This window comes from Fontisubflavum oceani (assembly GCF_030407165.1).
Taxonomy (GTDB): domain Bacteria; phylum Pseudomonadota; class Alphaproteobacteria; order Rhodobacterales; family Rhodobacteraceae; genus Rhodophyticola; species Rhodophyticola oceani.
The window spans coordinates 2,695,975-2,712,473 of the sequence record NZ_CP129111.1; the positions used below are offsets into that span (position 1 = coordinate 2,695,975).

The 16,499-nt window shown below is 60.7% G+C and carries 15 protein-coding genes and 1 pseudogene; 5 read left to right on the top strand and 11 right to left on the bottom strand.

The window, feature by feature from the left end:
* Positions 1 to 14: 14 nt before the first annotated feature.
* Positions 15 to 800 carry a LytTR family DNA-binding domain-containing protein gene (locus tag QTA57_RS13740; protein ID WP_290151998.1) on the bottom strand — a complete coding sequence of 262 codons (786 nt, stop codon included), beginning with the start codon at positions 798 to 800 and terminating at the stop codon, positions 15 to 17.
* 232 nt (positions 801 to 1,032) lie between these two features.
* Here QTA57_RS13740 and QTA57_RS13745 point away from each other — a divergent pair, with 232 nt between their 5' ends.
* Entirely contained in the window at positions 1,033 to 1,368 is a 336-nt protein-coding gene (locus tag QTA57_RS13745; RefSeq protein ID WP_145208920.1) for a DMT family transporter, read from the top strand.
* 25 nt (positions 1,369 to 1,393) lie between these two features.
* Here the strand turns inward: QTA57_RS13745 and hflX are convergent, their stop codons facing one another.
* The 4 genes from hflX to trkA form a co-directional block, all read right to left on the bottom strand.
* Complete coding sequence (hflX, locus tag QTA57_RS13750; RefSeq protein WP_290151999.1) at positions 1,394 to 2,644, bottom strand: GTPase HflX; 1,251 nt, start codon at positions 2,642 to 2,644, stop codon at positions 1,394 to 1,396.
* Positions 2,645 to 2,682: 38 nt separating this feature from the next.
* Positions 2,683 to 2,916 (bottom strand): RNA chaperone Hfq, encoded by a 234-nt coding sequence (hfq, locus tag QTA57_RS13755; protein WP_025312876.1) that lies wholly within the window; start codon positions 2,914 to 2,916, stop codon positions 2,683 to 2,685.
* Positions 2,917 to 3,047: 131 nt separating this feature from the next.
* Positions 3,048 to 4,565 (bottom strand): TrkH family potassium uptake protein, encoded by a 1,518-nt coding sequence (locus QTA57_RS13760; RefSeq protein WP_290152001.1) that lies wholly within the window; start codon positions 4,563 to 4,565, stop codon positions 3,048 to 3,050.
* A gap of 4 nt (positions 4,566 to 4,569) precedes the next feature.
* Positions 4,570 to 5,946, bottom strand: a complete 1,377-nt coding sequence (trkA, locus tag QTA57_RS13765; protein ID WP_290152002.1) for a Trk system potassium transporter TrkA — start codon at positions 5,944 to 5,946, stop codon at positions 4,570 to 4,572.
* Between the two features lie 150 nt (positions 5,947 to 6,096).
* Between trkA and QTA57_RS13770 the strand changes: the two genes are divergently transcribed.
* Positions 6,097 to 6,552 (top strand): hypothetical protein, encoded by a 456-nt coding sequence (locus QTA57_RS13770; RefSeq protein ID WP_290152004.1) that lies wholly within the window; start codon positions 6,097 to 6,099, stop codon positions 6,550 to 6,552.
* On the opposite strand, the gene ntrX is transcribed toward QTA57_RS13770, so the two are convergent.
* The 5 genes from ntrX to dusB form a co-directional block, all read right to left on the bottom strand.
* The gene (gene ntrX, locus QTA57_RS13775; protein WP_171560702.1) at positions 6,549 to 7,946 is read right to left on the bottom strand and encodes a nitrogen assimilation response regulator NtrX; all 1,398 of its coding nucleotides are present in this window, start codon (positions 7,944 to 7,946) and stop codon (positions 6,549 to 6,551) included. The two genes, QTA57_RS13770 and ntrX, sit on opposite strands and share 4 nt — an antisense overlap.
* Positions 7,946 to 10,195 (bottom strand): sensor histidine kinase NtrY-like, encoded by a 2,250-nt coding sequence (locus QTA57_RS13780; RefSeq protein ID WP_290152005.1) that lies wholly within the window; start codon positions 10,193 to 10,195, stop codon positions 7,946 to 7,948. Before QTA57_RS13780 ends, ntrX begins: the two co-directional genes overlap by 1 nt.
* Before the next feature lie 101 nt (positions 10,196 to 10,296).
* Positions 10,297 to 11,667, bottom strand: a complete 1,371-nt coding sequence (locus tag QTA57_RS13785) for a response regulator (RefSeq protein WP_290152007.1) — start codon at positions 11,665 to 11,667, stop codon at positions 10,297 to 10,299.
* 21 nt (positions 11,668 to 11,688) lie between these two features.
* Complete coding sequence (locus QTA57_RS13790; RefSeq protein ID WP_290152009.1) at positions 11,689 to 12,759, bottom strand: two-component system sensor histidine kinase NtrB; 1,071 nt, start codon at positions 12,757 to 12,759, stop codon at positions 11,689 to 11,691.
* Entirely contained in the window at positions 12,756 to 13,742 is a 987-nt protein-coding gene (gene dusB, locus QTA57_RS13795) for a tRNA dihydrouridine synthase DusB (protein WP_290152010.1), read from the bottom strand. The genes QTA57_RS13790 and dusB overlap by 4 nt, the downstream gene beginning before the upstream one ends.
* A gap of 181 nt (positions 13,743 to 13,923) precedes the next feature.
* On the opposite strand from dusB, the pseudogene QTA57_RS13800 reads away from it, so the two are divergent.
* The 3 genes and pseudogenes from QTA57_RS13800 (at position 13,924) to QTA57_RS13810 (ending at position 16,053) form a co-directional block, all read left to right on the top strand.
* Positions 13,924 to 15,089 (top strand): annotated as a pseudogene (locus tag QTA57_RS13800) (bifunctional 2-C-methyl-D-erythritol 4-phosphate cytidylyltransferase/2-C-methyl-D-erythritol 2,4-cyclodiphosphate synthase).
* Complete coding sequence (locus QTA57_RS13805) at positions 15,086 to 15,574, top strand: phosphatidylglycerophosphatase A family protein (RefSeq protein ID WP_171560715.1); 489 nt, start codon at positions 15,086 to 15,088, stop codon at positions 15,572 to 15,574. Before QTA57_RS13800 ends, QTA57_RS13805 begins: the two are co-directional and overlap by 4 nt.
* Positions 15,571 to 16,053, top strand: coding sequence for a CinA family protein (locus tag QTA57_RS13810; protein WP_290152012.1), 483 nt, complete (start codon positions 15,571 to 15,573; stop codon positions 16,051 to 16,053). The genes QTA57_RS13805 and QTA57_RS13810 overlap by 4 nt, the downstream gene beginning before the upstream one ends.
* Here the strand turns inward: QTA57_RS13810 and QTA57_RS13815 are convergent.
* A complete protein-coding gene (locus QTA57_RS13815; RefSeq protein WP_290152014.1) occupies positions 16,038 to 16,493 on the bottom strand; it encodes a type II toxin-antitoxin system RatA family toxin in 456 nt (151 codons plus the stop codon). The genes QTA57_RS13810 and QTA57_RS13815 overlap by 16 nt on opposite strands.
* Positions 16,494 to 16,499: the final 6 nt, after the last annotated feature.

Here is a 16,499-nt window from a genome sequence, read left to right on the forward strand (position 1 = left end):
AAGCCTCTCACGGATCATATGCCGTCGACAAAGTCCCTCACCTTTCGCCAGTAGCTTCGCCCGACAGGCACTTCCTCACCAGATGATAGGACGATAACCCGTGCACCTTGCCGTGTGCGATACTCCCGGATCGCCGAGCGTGACACCCACCACGACCGATGGACACGGATGCCGAAATCTCCAAGCGCCTCGGATGCCTCGCCGATCGATCCGCGCAGCAATGTCTCGCCAAGTTTGGTCTCTGCACGCAGGTAGTGGTCTTGCGCCTGAAGCAGAATAAGGTCTGGCCCAAGGTCCGGTGGGAGACAGTCCAACCAGGACGGCCGAGATAGGGCAGCGACGTCGCTTTTGACGTGAGTGTTCCGTTCCGGGATCACCTCAAACATGTAGCTGACCGCCAAGGAGATCACGGCAACGTAAGGTAGCAACCGGATGAACTCCGCAAAAAACGGATCCGCGAGCAAGACGGCGTGCAAACCCGCAAGCCAAGCCGCCACCAAGACACTCGCGGCCAGTGCCCCCAACCCGACACTCAGCGGCGCAGAGACACTCAAGGTCTCACACCAAGTTGTCACCGCAATAGACGTCAGAAGGCCGATCCAGTAGCTGGTGATCACGACGACCGCCCAGTAGGTCAGACGCAAAGGCACCGGCATTGTTGTGTAGGTCCCGAATGGACCGGTAAGCCCGGCGACGACAGCGGCACAGGCAAGCCCCGCCCAGAGCAACCGGTTTCGAGCCTCCGCCCGCGCTTCCGCAAGCGTCTCGCCGAGCAAAGTGTCATTCGCGACAAAGCTCATGTCGTTGGCGCCAAACCCGTTTTGTGCCGTTTTCAGGAACGCTACCACACTTCGGAAAAGGTTCAACGCTGAGGGAGGCATACATGCGTCATGCCATCAGAGTCTGTCTTGGAGCGCGTTTCGCGCCCTTCTGCGCCATCGCAGCCGACACCAATTGGCGTCGAACGTAAAGATCCAAGCTTTGGCCATCCCCGCGCCGGCTACCTTTCACGATCATCCAGGAGACCTTCCAATGCCCACACCCTATGTCTATCTCGTCGCATCCGTCATTGCAGAGACGATTGGCTATTCCGCTCTCAACGCAAGTGCGCAATTCTCGAAGCTATGGCCCTCCCTTATCGTGATCGTGGGTCTGGGCAGTTCCTTCTATTTTCTGACACTTGCGTTGAAGTACATGCCCTTGGGCATCACCTACGCCGCTGCCTCCGGCCTAGGTGTCGTCTTCGTGGCTGCCGCTGGTGTGTTGGTTTTTGGCCAGAAACTCGATTTGGCGGCGATGGTCGGCCTCGCCTTCATCATCTCTGGCATCGTCATTATCAACGCACTTTCGGATTTCGCCCTTCATTAGCGGCTCCAAGCATTCGCCCAAGGACTCAAAGCTGACGAAACGCCTTTTCCTGACGGGCGGTCCATTGGACGATGAAATGGGCCGCTTGCTCTCTTTGCTCTTCGGCCTCGACCACCCCCTGATTGTAGAGCCAGGCGCGTTTGCGGCCGTCGCTATGCGGTAGGTCCAACTCACTCATGTGTCGTGGCGGCGATACGTTTTTCGCGATCTCGGTCAGGAGCGAGTCCATCCCCAGACCTGTCAGCGCGGAGATCACATGGGTATTGTCCCTCCGCGCGGCGATTTGAGTTAACTCGGCAGCCCGTTCCGGCGGCAACTGGTCTGATTTGTTCCAAACCTCGATCATTGGCGCGCCGTCTTCGACGCCGAGGTCGGTCAGAATAGCCGCGACATCCGCCGCCTGCGCTTCCGTTTCCGGATGCGCGATGTCGCGGACATGGACAATCAGATCCGCGTCCAACACCTCTTCCAAGGTTGCCCGGAACGCCGCGACCAGTTGGGTCGGCAAATCGCTGATGAACCCCACCGTGTCGGACAAGATCACCTCTGTCCCGTCGGGCAAGGCGACGGCTCGCATGGTCGGATCAAGCGTCGCGAAAAGCATGTCTTTCGCCATCACCTCCGCCCCGGTCAGCCGGTTGAACAAGGTCGATTTGCCCGCATTGGTATAGCCCACCAACGCGACCACGGGATAAGGGACTTTCTTGCGGGCCGCGCGATGCAAGGAACGGGTCTTTACGACTTTCGCCAATTGTCGGCGGATGCGGGTGACCGCGTCATCGATGGCGCGCCGGTCAGCCTCGATCTGGGTTTCACCGGGGCCACCGACAAACCCCAGACCGCCCCGCTGGCGCTCCAAATGGGTCCAGGCGCGGACCAATCGGGTGCGTTGATAAGAGAGCGCGGCCAACTCGACCTGTAATACGCCTTCGCGGGTTCGGGCACGATCCGCGAAAATCTCCAGGATCAGGCCGGTGCGATCAAGAAGCTTCACGCCCCATTTTTTCTCAAGATTCCGTTGTTGGACTGGGGTGACCGGCCCATCGATCAAGACGAGGCCAGCCTCCGCCCCCTCGATCATCCGACCGAGCTCCGCGATCTTGCCTGATCCGAACAACATTCCAGGTTGCGCCTTCGGCAGGCGCACGACCTCCGCGCCGACCACCTCAAGCTCAGGCAAAGCCGCCGCCAACGCAACAGCCTCTTCCAACGCTGGCTCAGCAGCGTGGCGGGTGCGGTCGGTCTGTATATCGGGGTGAAGGACTACGGCCCGCATAGCCGGACCGCCACCATCAGATGTCAGCGGAGTCTCGCTCACTCTTCCCCATCATAGAGATTGATCGGTTGCGCCGGCATCACCGTCGAGATCGCATGTTTATACACCAGCTGCGACTGTCCGTCGCGGCGAAGCAACACGCAAAAATTGTCGAACCAAGTGATCACACCCTGCAGCTTGACGCCGTTGATCAGGAAAATCGTGACCGGGACCTTTGTTTTGCGGACGTGGTTAAGAAACGCGTCCTGCAGATTTTGCTTGTTTTCGGCCATTTAGAAACTTGCCTTGTCGTTGGTGCTGTCTTTGAGATTGACAGTCTGTGAGCAGACGAAGCGGAGTATGGGGGCAAGTGCGGCGGAATTCCCCGATTCCAGCGCATTAGAATGGCGATGCTGCAAATGCATCACGCCCGCCAATATCCCGGGTTGATCAGTGCCAAAAGAACCAGTGTTTCAAGGCGCCCTACAATCATCGCCCCGGCCAGGATCAACTTCGCCGCATCGCCGAGCCCGATATAGGAGATCGGTGTTTCTGCCGCGACGGCCGCCAGTGGGCCCGTCGTGGTCAGCGCCGAGACGGCCAAGACCAACGCGGCCTCAAAGCTCAATCCGGTGAGCGCCAGGGCGGCCATGATCACGGCCATCGACAGGATGAACAGCATGAAGAAAATCCAGGCGATGTAGGCCCCTTCGCGTCGGATACGGCGGCCCAAGCGCCCTGCACCAGCTACAGAGTGCGGGTGCAGCAGCTTCTCCATCTCCCGCGTGCCGTGTTTATAGAGCGCGTAGACGCGCAACAGCTTCACGCCGCCGGCTGTTGTCGCAACGCCGCCGCCCATCAAAACCAAACCGATCAGGACCAATCCAGGCGTCGGCAGGCCAGACCAAGCCCGCGCCTCGACCCAACTCTCGGAGACGAAGCCGGTCGTTGTAAGAAACGACAGCACCGTGAAAACGCTGCCCCAGAGCGCGGTCATCGCCCCTTCGACATTGGCCAATTCATCCACCTCAAGCGCGCCCAACCAATGCCGCGCGAAGAGCAAGGTCGGGAGTACGATCACGGCAAAAAGCGCCAGCCGCAGTTCCCGGTCTTTCGCCAGCCGCTTTGCGGTTTCACTTGAAAAACCGGAGGTAAAGGACCGTCGCGACACGGCAAAAATGAAGAATAGGAAGATCAACACCTCCCCCGCGACCCCGCTTGGCCGCCCTTCAAGCCCACCTGTCGGGCTGATCCCCGAGGTCGCCAAAGTGGACATCGAATGGATCAATGCGGTCAGCGGCATCTCTCCCGACACCAACAACCCGATCCAAAGCGCCATGGTCAAAGACAGATAAACCGGGGCCAGACGGGCCGCGTGGCGGGTTAGCCGTTCGGCCGGTGTGGCCGCCTGCATTTGGCCCGACCCGGATTGTACGCGGTCCAGGCTCACCGCTTCCGAGGTCACCTCATAGCCGCCCAAATTCAACGGCGCCAAGACCGCGACCGCCGTCACCCAGATCAGAAATCCGCCCAGCCACCCGACAAGGCCGCGCCAAAGATGCACCGCCGGGCTGAGCCGTTCAGGTTCGAAAAAACTCGCGCCCGTGGTGGTCAGGCTCGAGACCATTTCGAGATAGACATTGATATAGCGTGTGTTGCCCACCGCCTCCGCAAAGGGAAACGCGAGGATCAGCGGCAACAGCAGATAGGCCGCCAGAAGTGCCACCAAATGCGCCCGAGGCGAGGTAACCGCCGGCAGGGTTTGCGTCGCAAATCCAATCAGCCCGGTAAGGATCAAAAACAGAAGCGAGGAATAGAAAAAGACCCGCGCAATAAGGTGATCATCCAAGGCGGAGGCCACCGCAGCGGGCAACATCATCGCCAGCGCGCTCACCCCCATGAGCACAACAATCAGCGGCAGGCGAGAGAGATAGCCGCTCATCGCGTCAGAAGAAATCGATAGAAACTTGCAAGAGCGTTTCCACGCCCGGTACGTCATCGGCCATCGCAAAGATCGCGATGGCGTCGCCCTCTTCAATCTTGGTCGAGCCGGATGGCCGCACGACCTTGCCGCCCTTTTGCACCGCGCCGATCAAGACGCCTTCGGGGAAGTCGATATCCCGCACCGCCTTACCCGCGATGGGCGAGGTCGACAGCACCTGCGCCTCGATCACCTCGGCCTCGGCATCGCCGATGGAATAGACACCACGCACCCGACCGTGGCGGATATGGCGCAGGATCGAGCTGACCGTTGTGCTGCGCGGGTTCACATAAGCATCGATCCCAAGCGGGCTCATCAGCGGGACCAGCGTCGGGTCATTGACCAGCGCCACGGCCACGCGCGCGCCCGCGGTCTTCGCGCGGACTGAGGCCAGAAGGTTGGTTTTGTCATCATCCGTGACGCAGAGCACCGTGTCGGCGCGGTCGACGCCCGCCTCTTGCAGGATATCCATATCGAGACCATCGCCATGCAGCACAATCGTCCGCTCCAGCGCATCCGCGGCCCGCTCAGCATTGGCCCGGCTTATCTCGACCATTTTGGTGCGCACACGATTGGCCCCGCGTTCCAGTTTCTGCGCCACGGCCAAGCCGACATTGCCGCCGCCGATGATCACCACCCGCTCCTGGCGTTTGGCCTCTTTGCCGAAAATCTCCAGCGTCCGGTCGCTGTCCATCGCATGGGTGAAGACATAGATCTGGTCGCCGGCATAAAGCTGATCGCCGGGCTCCGGCGAGAACAGCGCGCCCTCTCGGCGGATGCCCACCACAATCGCGCGCAGCGTTGAGAAAAGCTCTGAGAGTTGCCGCAGCGGCGTGTTGAGCACTGGGCAGTCTTCATCAAGCTGAATGCCCAACATCTGTGCGTCGCCGCCCAAAAAGCTTTCGGTGTCAAAGGTGGCGGGCGAGGCCAACCGGCGAAGCGCGGCTTCGGCCACCTCTTTCTCAGGGCTGATCACCACATCGATTGGCAAGTGATCGCGGCGATACAAATCGGAGTAAATCGCGTTCAGATAGCTCTGCGCCCTCAGACGCGCGATCTTGCGGGGCACCGAAAACACCGAATGCGCCACCTGACAGGTGACCATATTCACCTCGTCTGAGAAGGTCGCCGCAATGATCATATCAGCGTCGCGCGCGCCCGCCCGGTCAAGCACATCGGGATAAGACGCATGACCGGTCAACCCCTGCACATCAAGCGTGTCCGTCGCGCGGCGCACCAGATCGGGGTTGTTATCAACCACCGTCACATCGTTGTTTTCGCCGGAAAGATGGCGCGCGATTTGCCAACCCACCTGGCCCGCGCCGCAAATGATGACCTTCATGTGCCTTTGCCTTTGAGGGTCCGATCAGAGACGCTCTGCATGGCACGCCCGGCGCGTCACGTCAATTGATGCTGATCTATGCCGCTGGTCATTGAATAACATGCCCGCCGCAGCATAAAGTTTGCGCATCATCTGAAACGGAGTGACACGATGCGTTTGGCGATTGGCTTTGGTATGGTCTTGGCGCTCTCAGGCTGCTTCGCAATCGACACCTATTATGCCGAAGGGGTCAGCATCGCCACGCGAGACCGCGACATTGCGATTTGCGAACGCCAAGCGATGCAGGACTATCCTGTTTTGCGCGACATCCGGCGCACGCCCCGGGTATTTCACCCCGGTCGCCAGGTGTGCGACAGCAATGGAAACTGCGTTTTGGAGCCGGGCTATTGGACGGGTGGTGAAACCTATACGGTTGATCTCAACCGCAACCCGCGCGCGCGTGCCGTGGTCGGCTGCATGGGCGGGCGGGGTTATACGCTTCTGTCGCTGCCGGTATGCAACCTCGACGGCCCGGTGGCCGCGTCCACGGTGATGCCGGCACTGACCTCCGAGACCTGTGTGGTCAACCGGCAGGGCATCGGCGCCTTGGTGCTGAACCCGAGCTAGCTTTCTTCGACTTGGGCGACCCGCGCCCCCGACTTGTTGGTTGTCACGACGCCAAGCGATTTCAGTTTCCGGTGCAGCGCGCTCCGCTCCATGCCGACGAAACTGGCCGTGCGAGAGATATTGCCGCCAAACCGATTGATCTGTGCCATCAGGTAGTGCCGTTCAAACAACTCTCGCGCTTCGCGGAGCGGCAAAGTCGTCAACCCGGCTGACAGCGCGATATCCTCTTCTTCGGTCGGCCCGTCGCCCTGCCCCGGCAAATCGCGTGCCTCGATCGGTCCCGTGCCATCGCCGAGGATCAGCACTCGCTCGATCACGTTTTTCAGCTGCCGCACATTCCCAGGCCAGCGCATGGTCTGCAGCATCGCCTCCGCATCCTCGCCCAGATCGCGGAGCGGCAGCCCCTGATCCGCATTGAACTGAGCTATAAAATACTCTGCCAACAAGGGGATATCCTCGCGCCGATCTTCCAAGCTTGGAACGTCGATCGGCACGACGTTTAACCGGTGATACAGCTCCTCGCGGAAATTGCCCGCGTCGATCTCATTCTGCAGATCGCGGGTTGTTGAGGAAATCACCCGCAGATCGACACGCACTTTGGCTGTCCCGCCGACACGGGTGAAGCTTTGATCGACCAAGACGCGCAGGATTTTCGACTGCGTCCCAAGCGGCATATCGGCCACTTCATCGAAATAGATCACCCCGCCATGGGCCTGTTCCAACAGGCCCTGCTCCACCCCGCGTTCACCGGACTCGCGGCCAAACAAGACCTCTTCCATATGATCTGGTTGGATCGAGGCGGAACTGACCGTCACGAAGGGCGCATCGGCCCGGTTCGACTCGCTGTGGATATAGCGCGCGGCCACTTCTTTGCCCGCGCCCGCTGGCCCGGCCAACATCACCCGACCGTTGGATTTGGTGACCTTATCAAGCTGACCTTTAAGGGCTTTGAATGCGGCGCCCTGCCCGATCATCTCGGCCGCTTTGCCATCCTGACGACGCAAGGCGGAATTTTCCCGCCGCAGCCGCGAGGTCTCCATCGCCCGGCGGATCACGACCATCAATTGGTCGATATTGAACGGCTTTTCGATGAAATCATACGCGCCCTGTTTGATTGCCGCGACCGCGATCTCGATATTGCCATGGCCTGAGATAATCACCACCGGCACATCCGGGTTGTCACGTTTCACATGTTTGAGAATGTCGATCCCATCCATGTTGCTGTCTTTCAGCCAAATATCGAGCACCATCAGGCCGGGCGGCTCGCCATTCAACTCCGCCATACACTCATCGGAATTGGCGGCCATCCGGGTGGAATACCCCTCGTCTTCGAGAATATCGCAGATCAACTCGCGGATATCGCGCTCGTCATCGACAACCAGAATATCAGACATTATTCCTCTTCCTCTTTATCCAAATGACGCGGCAGGCTGATCTTTGCCATGGCGCCACGATGGGCGCCCTCGGCAAAGGGGTCCGCGTCCAGCAGCTCCAAAACGCCGCCATGCTCTTCGACAATCTTTTTCACTATTGGCAGGCCGAGCCCGGTGCCCTTGTCACGCGTTGTGACATAAGGCTCGAACAGTTTTGCCCGGTCCGGTGGCAAGCCGACGCCGTTATCGCTGATGGTTATCATCAGCTCTTCTTCGGTGGCGGACAGTGTCACACGCAAACGCGGTTGATAGTCCTCGGGTGCGCCTTTTTCTATAAATGTTTCCGTGGCTTCCCCGCCATTCTTCATCAAATTCGTGAAGGCTTGACCCATCATCGTCGCATCGACTTCCGCAACGAAAGCGCCTCCCGGAATCTCGACCTCAAACCGTACATTGGGCTGACCGGCGTTCTGCAAGGTCACAGCGTCGCGCAGCAGTTTGGCGACATCTTCGGTGCGGGTTTCCGGCTCCGGCATGCGTGCGAATTTAGAGAATTCATCAACAATGCGCCGTAAGTCATTGGTTTGGCGAATAATAACATCGGTATATTGCTCAAGATCATCGGCATCCTTCCCCAGTTTGGGGCCGAATTTCCGCCGTACCCGCTCTGCTGAGAGCTGGATCGGGGTCAGCGGGTTTTTGATCTCATGCGCGATCCGTCGCGCGACATCGCCCCAAGCCGCCATCCGTTGCGCGCTGACCAGATCGGTCACATCATCAAAGGCCACCACATAGCCTTCCAGCGCGCCGTCGGTGTTGCGCCGTGTTGCCATTCTGACCAGCAAGCTCTCAAGTTTGCCGCCTCGGGCCAGTTTGATTTCTTCTTGGATTGCCTCCCCACCCCGGTCTTGAAGTCGGCGTAACAGATCAGCAAATTCCGGCACCGCGATGGACAGGGTCAGCCCATGATCGCGTTGTTCTACCATGTCCAAGAGCCGCAGGGCCGAGCGATTCATGAAATCAACCCGGCCTTGCGCGTCGAGTCCGATGACACCCGCGGTGACCGATGACAGCACGCTATCAAACAACCGGCGGCTTTCCTCGGTTGCGCTATTCTGCTCAACCAGTGTATCGCGCTGCCCCTTGAGCTGCCGGGTCATCTGGTTGAACAGCCGCCCCAACATCGCGATCTCATCGTCGCCGCGTTCCTCAACCACGCGGACATCCAAATCGCCCTGTCCAACCCGTTGCGCAGCGCTGGCTAGCCGCCCGACGGGGCGTGATAATCGCTCCGCGAACCATAGCCCAAGCCAGATGGCCGCAAGAATGATAATCAACGCAAAGCCCAGATACAGCAGGCCAAATCCGAACAAGACCCGGCCCCGCTCACTCTCCAACTGGCGATAAAGCTGCACGGTCTGTTGCGTATCATCGAGAAGCGAAATGATCTGCCCGTCGACCTCACGGCTCACATAGAGATAGCGATCGACAAACGCGGTAAGTCGCAGAAGCGCGCGAAATTCATTGACGGTTCGGTCTTCGATAATGACCAACTCGCCATCGGCCGCGCGGGCCAGATCATCCGGGTTCGGCTGCTCAAAATCGAACAGGTAACTGCGCTCGCCGCGCACCCTTAATTCGCCGCCGCCATCGACAATGAAGGCCTCGCGCAGCCCGCGCTGGATGCGCGATTGCCCCTGACGCAGAAACTGACCCAATGTGCCATCCGACATGAACGGCGTCGCCTGCCGGTTGAGGTTCAGATACGCGGCCAGCGCGACCGCATCGGCGGCCAGGTCATCCCGATGTTCCTGCTGATACGCTTCGGCCGCATCGACAGAATTGCCAAGCGCGGAGGACACGCGCTCCGAGAACCACCCCTCAAGCCCCATATTCACCGTGATCGTTGCAAAGACTGCGACCAGAATGGTCGGTGATAAGGCCACCAGTGCAAAAACTCCGGTCAGCCGCAAATGCAGCCGTGACCCGGCAGAGCGTGCCCGGCGCGCAGCCACCATCCGGGCGACCTGGCGCGAGACAAGCGCCGCGACGACCAAGATATAGACCATATTGGCCAGAAGGATCAGGCGTAGCGCGGGGGAATCGGCGACCTCGCCCAACGGGCCCAAAACCAAGAAGGTGGCGAGCGCTAGAACGGGCCCCAAAATCACCAACCCAAGCGTACCCGCACTGCGCAGCCGACGGCGCTGGCGCAGGTCTAACAGCCTGGTGATGGGGGATTTTGCCGCCCCATTCGCGGGTAACCGCACCGCTCAAGCCCCCTTTATCTGGGGCCAAAACATCGCCCCGCCGCTAAACCTTGAAATCCCGGGCGCGGATGTTTCCCTTTCGCCACGGCACTGTTGCGGTTTTACATCAACTTGCGGCGGCGTGTCACGCGAATATCCAGGTCAGTGATCTTCTTTCTGAGCGTATTGCGATTGATGCCGAGCAGATCGGCACATTTCGCCTGATTTCCGCCGGTCGCCTCCAGCGCAATCTCGATCAACGGCGCCTCGACCTCGCGCAAAATCCGGGTGTAGAGACCGGGCGGCGGCAAGACCCCACCATGCAAATCGAAATAGCGCCGCAAATGTTTGGCGACCGAGGCTGAGAGCTTGTCGCCCTCGCCGCCACCCATGAGCGGCTCAATGGCGGGCTGGTTGCCCAAAACCGCCTCGACCTCGGCTTTGGTGATCTCTTCGGCTTGGCTCGTGATCGTCAATCGGCGAATGCAGTTTTCAAGCTGCCGCACATTTCCGGGCCAGGAATAAGCACGCACCAAATCCACCGCATCCGGGGCCAGGCGACGAACCGGCCCGCCCTCTCGTTCCGCCCGGGTCAGGAAATGCGTGACCAGAAGTGGAATATCCTCCACCCGCTCCCGCAAACTGGGCACCGTGATCGTGACGCCGCCGAGGCGATAGAACAGATCTTGGCGAAACGCGCCGCTCTCCATCTTCTCCATCAGGTCTTTTTGGCTCGTGGCCATCACCCGCGGCGCGCCATCGCCCATCGCGTCGAGCATGCGCACGATCTTGGCCTGTGCCTCTTCGTTAAGATCGCCGACTTCATCGAACAAGATCGACCCGCCGCGCGCCCTGGCCAAGATAGATGACGGGCCATCCATGCCTTCGAGATCCGCCGCCGCCGCGACGACAAATGGTAGGGTTCGCCGGTCTGAGAAATCATGGATCGCGCGGGCAATCAGGCTTTTGCCCGTGCCGCTTTCGCCGGTGATCAAGACCGGCAATTCGGTGTTCATCACGCGCGCGACGAGCCGATAAAGCGCCTGCATCACCGCCGTCCGCCCGACCAAAGGCAAGTCGTCTTGCCCGCCGGTCGGCGCTTCGGCTGGCTTTGCCGCGGGTGCGCGGCGCTTCTGGTCCAACGCGCGCGCCGCGCGTTTCATCAGATCCGGCAAGTCGAAGGGTTTCGGCAGATAATCATAGGCCTCGGCCTCGGTCGCCTGGATCGCAGTCATGATTGTGTTCTGCGCCGAGATGATGATCACCGGCAGGCCCGGCCGCTGCTCGGTGATCTGCGGCAGCGTGTCCAACCCATTGCCATCGGGCATCATCACATCCGAGATCACCAGATCGCCTTTGCCCTCGTCGACCCATCGCATGAGCGTCATCAAGCTGGACGTCGCATGGACCTTGCACCCGGCGCGCGTCAACGCCTGCGTCAACACGGTGCGGATGGTGCGATCATCATCGGCGACAAGAACGGTGCCGTCCATTTCGTTACTCTCCTGCGGGGGTCATGGGGCGCTGTCTTTCGGCGCAATGGGAAGGGACACGCGAAACACGGTGCGGCCGGGAACCGACTCCACCGCGATCCAGCCATCGTGATCGGCAATGATTTTGGAGACCAGAGCCAGGCCAAGCCCAGTGCCGTTTTCTCGGCCCGATACGAACGGTTCAAAGATATCCGCAGCGACGGCCTCCGGAATGCCTGGGCCGTCATCAATAATCTCGATCTGTAAGGGCACGGCCCCGCCAGAGCCATCTTTACGCCGAACCTTCAGGCTCAGTTCATAAAAGCTACGCAGTTTTAGCGTGCCGCCAGACTTGCACGCTTGCGCCGCGTTTTTAAGAAGGTTCTGAAAGACTTGCTGAAGTTGGTCCGGGTCCGCCCAGGCCGGCGGAAGCGACGGATCATACTCATCTTCCAGCGTCATATGCGCCGCGAACCCAACCATTGCCGATTTGCGTGCCCGGTCGAGCACATCATGGATATTCACGGGCCTGCGGTTGGGTGGACTGAGGTTGCCGAACTCCTCCACCTGGTCGAGCAGCTTCAAGATACGCCGCGTCTCGGCCACGATCAGATCGGTCAATTCCCGGTCTTCGCCGGTCGTGTGCATCGAGATCAGTTGTGCGGCCCCGGTTATCCCCGCCAGCGGATTCTTGATCTCATGGGCCAGCATCTCGGCCATGCCGATGGCCGATTTCGCCGCGGATTTCGACGACATCGCGCGGTCAAGCCGCCCCGCCAGCTCGCGGCTTTCCAGAAGCACCAGCACATGATCCGGACGGTCAACCAGAGGCGCGATTTGTACGTCGCAATTAACCGGCTTCTTGCTGCCGGTTCCGACATCGACCGTATTCACAAAAAGCGGCGCCTGGCCGCTTCGGACCCGCGCAAAGGCGTCTTCCAAGGGCGCATCGACAAAGATCTTGTCCCAGACCGGGTGGCCCTTGAGGTTCTTCCGCGACGTATTGAGAAAGCTTTCGGCGGCCGGGTTCACGTCCCCGATCTGATCGTCGGCGTCCAAAATCAAAGCCGGGATCGGAAGGGATGCCCAAAGCGAATTGGTCCAGGCGGTCATGCGGCCTGCCTCGCGGGGTCCGACAGCATCACCTCGGGCAAGCGCGCAATCACATCGCTTGGGTCCTGCGCCGTCAAGATGGACCGGCGCAAGGGGGTCGATGTCTCGACCCCGTCCATATACCAACCGAGATGTTTTCGTGCGACGCGCAGGCCCAGATCAATGCCATAGAACCGCAGCATTTCGTCATAATGGCCAAGCACCATATCAACCAAATCCGCGCCCCGCGGGATCGTTGGCGCGGCGTTACCAAACAGTTCAGCACCGATCAGCGCCAATTGCCAAGGTCGTCCTTGCGCGCCACGGCCCACCATCACGCCATCGGCCCCGGAGGCCGCCAGCGCCGTCCGCGCCGTGGCGCTGTCCAGAATGTCGCCATTGGCAATCACCGGGATCGAGACGGCATCTTTCACCGCGCGGATTGCGGCCCAATCTGCCTCGCCTTTGTAAAACTGGCACCGGGTGCGACCATGGATCGTGATCATCTGAATGCCAGCGGCCTCGGCGCGCCGCGCCAGTTCCGGCGCATTCAGACACTCATCGTCCCAACCCAAGCGGGTTTTGAGCGTGACCGGAACCTCGACGGCACCGACCACCGCCTCGATCAACCCAACCGCATGATCCAAATCGCGCATCAATGCGGACCCGGAATAGCCATTCACCACTTTCTTGGCCGGGCATCCCATATTGATATCGATGATCTGCGCACCCTGCCCCTCGGCAATCCGCGCCGCCTCCGCCATCCAAAAGGCCTCACGACCGGCCAGTTGCACGGCGGTATTGGCCTGACCAAAGCCAAGCTCGGCCCGCGCCCGAACGCTGGCCTTTGCCTCGACCATCTCTTGGCTCGCGACCATTTCCGAGACCACAAGCCCGGCCCCAAAACGTTGGACCAAATTGCGAAATGGCAGGTCTGTGATCCCGGCCAAAGGGGCCAAGATTACCGGGGGGCACAATGCCCGGCCTGCCAGGGAAACGGTCAAATGCTCAATCCTTGTGCAATCAGCTTCTGAAATAGGGCGACCTCGCCGCGAGGGCAAAGAAAACACTGCGGCTTTGCCATAGCTTGCCGATACCTGCCTAAAAATTAGGCATTGCGCCGCAGGATTGGCCAGCGTGGTTACGAATATTGTATCGCAGAGGCTTTCGCCCTATCAGACCTGCATGACGGATCTCGCCTCGAACCCTCCCCGACCGACTGCCAGCGCCGTGATCGTCGCGGCCGGGCGCGGCACTCGGGTTGGCGGAGAAATTCCGAAGCAATACAAAGCGTTGTCCGGCGAAGCTGTTCTAACGCGGACGATCCGCGCCTTTGATCGCCATCCTGCCGTCGCAGAGATCATCGTCGTCAGACACGCGGATGACGGCGCATTGTTCGAGGCCGCCTGCCCAGAGACCGAGACGCCGCTCGTCGATGTGCTCGGCGGTGCAACTCGGGATGCCTCGGTCCAGGCCGGTCTCGCGGCCGCCGGCTATGATCTGGTTCTGATCCATGACGCGGCCCGGCCCCTGGTCAGCGCGGCGGTCATTGATGGCGTGCTGATCGCCCTTGTCGATCATGATGGGGCCGCGCCGGGCCTTGCGGTGACAGATGCGCTCTGGCGCGGCGCAACCGAAGTGGACGGGACCGAAGATCGCACCGGGCTTTGGCGCGCCCAGACCCCGCAAGGCTTTCACCGCGCCGCCATTTTGGCCGCCCATGCCGCCCATCCGGGCGGGGCCGCCGATGATGTGGAGGTTGCGCGCGCTTCTGGCTTGCGTGTAGCGATCACGCCCGGCGATGAGGCCAACCTGAAGCTCACCCGCCCCGAAGATTTCGCCCGCGCCGCGAAAATGATGGAGACGCCACCCATGGATATTCGCACCGGCAATGGCTTCGATGTGCACCGGTTCGGCCCGGGCGATCACGTCATGCTCTGCGGCATCGCTGTGCCGCATGAACGCGGCTTGCAAGGCCATTCCGATGCCGATGTGGCGCTCCACACTGTGACCGACGCGATCTATGGCGCGCTGGCCGAGGGTGATATCGGCACGCATTTCTCGCCTTTAGATCCGCAATGGAAGGGCGCGGCGAGCCATGTTTTCCTGACCCATGCGGTCGAGCGCGCCGCCGAGCGGGGCTTCACGCTGACCCATGCCGATCTGACCCTGATCTGCGAACGGCCCAAGATCGGGCCTCATGCAGCGGAGATGCGGGCCGAACTTGCGCGGCTCCTGCGCGTGGATCTGGATCGGGTGTCGGTCAAGCAACCACATCGGAACGGCTCGGGTTTACCGGGCGTGAAGAAGGAATTGCAGCCATGGCAACCGTAACCTTGGTGGCGACATGACCCGGATGATCGCGACCGTTTTTGGCATTGGCCATCTCCGCCCTGCCCCTGGCACCTGGGGCAGCTTGGCCGCCCTTCCGCTGGCCTATGGTCTTCATCTCTTAGGTGGGTTCTGGCTTTTCTTCTTATCCACGATCATCGTTACCGGCCTGGGCTGGTGGGCGACGCAGCAAGAAATTGTGGGCCAAGAAGACCAAGATCCATCCGAGATCGTGATTGACGAAGTTGCGGGCCAATGGATCGCGCTTTGGCCGGTCTCCTTCGGGGCGATGTTCGCGAATGTCGATATGCTGCAGCTCTGGCCCGGGATTCTAACCGCCTTCGTGGTCTTCCGGCTGTTCGATATTCTCAAACCCGGCCCGGTTGGGTGGGCAGACGGCCTTGAGGGGCCGACCGGCGTGATGCTTGATGATGTCATCGCAGGTTGGCTGTCGGCCCTGGTGGTCGCCGTTCTGGCAGCGGTGGCCCACCTGGCGCTGATATGAGCGCGGAGGCGGTCCTCCAAGCGTTCAAGGCCCGCGGGTGGATGCTGGCCACCGCCGAAAGCTGCACCGGCGGGCTGATCGCGGGCGCGATCACCGATATCGCCGGCTCGTCGGCCGTTCTGGACCGGGGATTTGTCACCTATACCAATCGCGCGAAGATCGAGATGTTGGGGGTGCGCCCTGGCACGCTCGATCGCTTCGGTGCCGTTTCGGAGCAGGTGGCGGCCGAGATGGCGACCGGCGCATTGGCGCGGTCCAGCGCCGATGTAGCGATTTCAGTCACGGGCATCGCCGGGCCCGGCGGCTCAGACCATAAGCCCGAAGGGCGCGTCTGCTTTGGTTTGGCGACGAGCACCAGTGTCACAACCGAACAGGTCGACTTCGGGGCTTTGGGTCGCGCCGAAGTGCGTGCCGCGAGCGTGACCCATGCGCTCGCCCTTGTTCTCGAGGCCGCGACTCGCGATCATTCAGCCCCGTAAATCTCAGCCGCGCGGGTCTCAAATGCGCGTACGATTCGAGTCATCGCTTCATGGAAAAACATCCCTGCCGCGCCTTGGAGCAGCCGGTTCTTAAACTCGAAATCGACCTCAAAATGCACCTCGCAGCCGCCATCAGAGTCGGCGAAGCGCCAGCAAGACATCATGTGCTTAAACGGGCCGTCGATATATTCGGTATCGATCCGGCGAATCTCGGGCCTCAGCGTGACCTTGGAGCCAAACCGTTCGCGGAACATCTTAAAGCCAACCACCAAATCGGCGAGCATCACCTCGCCCGTGCCATCGGTCAGCGGTGAAACGGATCGGATACGGGCCGCCGTTGTCCAGGGGATGAACTCTGGATACTTGGCCACATCGGCCACCAACGCATACATCTGATCGGCGCTATAGGGCAGTTGGCGGATCTCGGAATGGCTTGGCATCTGTGG

Excerpts from the sequence above, each read along its gene's own strand:
- QTA57_RS13740 (WP_290151998.1), bottom strand. The coding sequence starts at position 800 with ATGAGCTTTGTCGCGAATGACACTTTGCTCGGCGAGACGCTTGCGGAA.
- QTA57_RS13745 (WP_145208920.1), top strand. The coding sequence starts at position 1,033 with ATGCCCACACCCTATGTCTATCTCGTCGCATCCGTCATTGCAGAGACG.
- hflX (WP_290151999.1), bottom strand. The coding sequence starts at position 2,644 with ATGCGGGCCGTAGTCCTTCACCCCGATATACAGACCGACCGCACCCGC.
- hfq (WP_025312876.1), bottom strand. The coding sequence starts at position 2,916 with ATGGCCGAAAACAAGCAAAATCTGCAGGACGCGTTTCTTAACCACGTC.
- QTA57_RS13760 (WP_290152001.1), bottom strand. The coding sequence starts at position 4,565 with ATGAGCGGCTATCTCTCTCGCCTGCCGCTGATTGTTGTGCTCATGGGG.
- trkA (WP_290152002.1), bottom strand. The coding sequence starts at position 5,946 with ATGAAGGTCATCATTTGCGGCGCGGGCCAGGTGGGTTGGCAAATCGCG.
- QTA57_RS13770 (WP_290152004.1), top strand. The coding sequence starts at position 6,097 with ATGCGTTTGGCGATTGGCTTTGGTATGGTCTTGGCGCTCTCAGGCTGC.
- ntrX (WP_171560702.1), bottom strand. The coding sequence starts at position 7,946 with ATGTCTGATATTCTGGTTGTCGATGACGAGCGCGATATCCGCGAGTTG.
- QTA57_RS13785 (WP_290152007.1), bottom strand. The coding sequence starts at position 11,667 with ATGGACGGCACCGTTCTTGTCGCCGATGATGATCGCACCATCCGCACC.
- QTA57_RS13790 (WP_290152009.1), bottom strand. The coding sequence starts at position 12,759 with ATGACCGCCTGGACCAATTCGCTTTGGGCATCCCTTCCGATCCCGGCT.
- QTA57_RS13805 (WP_171560715.1), top strand. The coding sequence starts at position 15,086 with ATGACCCGGATGATCGCGACCGTTTTTGGCATTGGCCATCTCCGCCCT.
- QTA57_RS13810 (WP_290152012.1), top strand. The coding sequence starts at position 15,571 with ATGAGCGCGGAGGCGGTCCTCCAAGCGTTCAAGGCCCGCGGGTGGATG.
- QTA57_RS13815 (WP_290152014.1), bottom strand. The coding sequence starts at position 16,493 with ATGCCAAGCCATTCCGAGATCCGCCAACTGCCCTATAGCGCCGATCAG.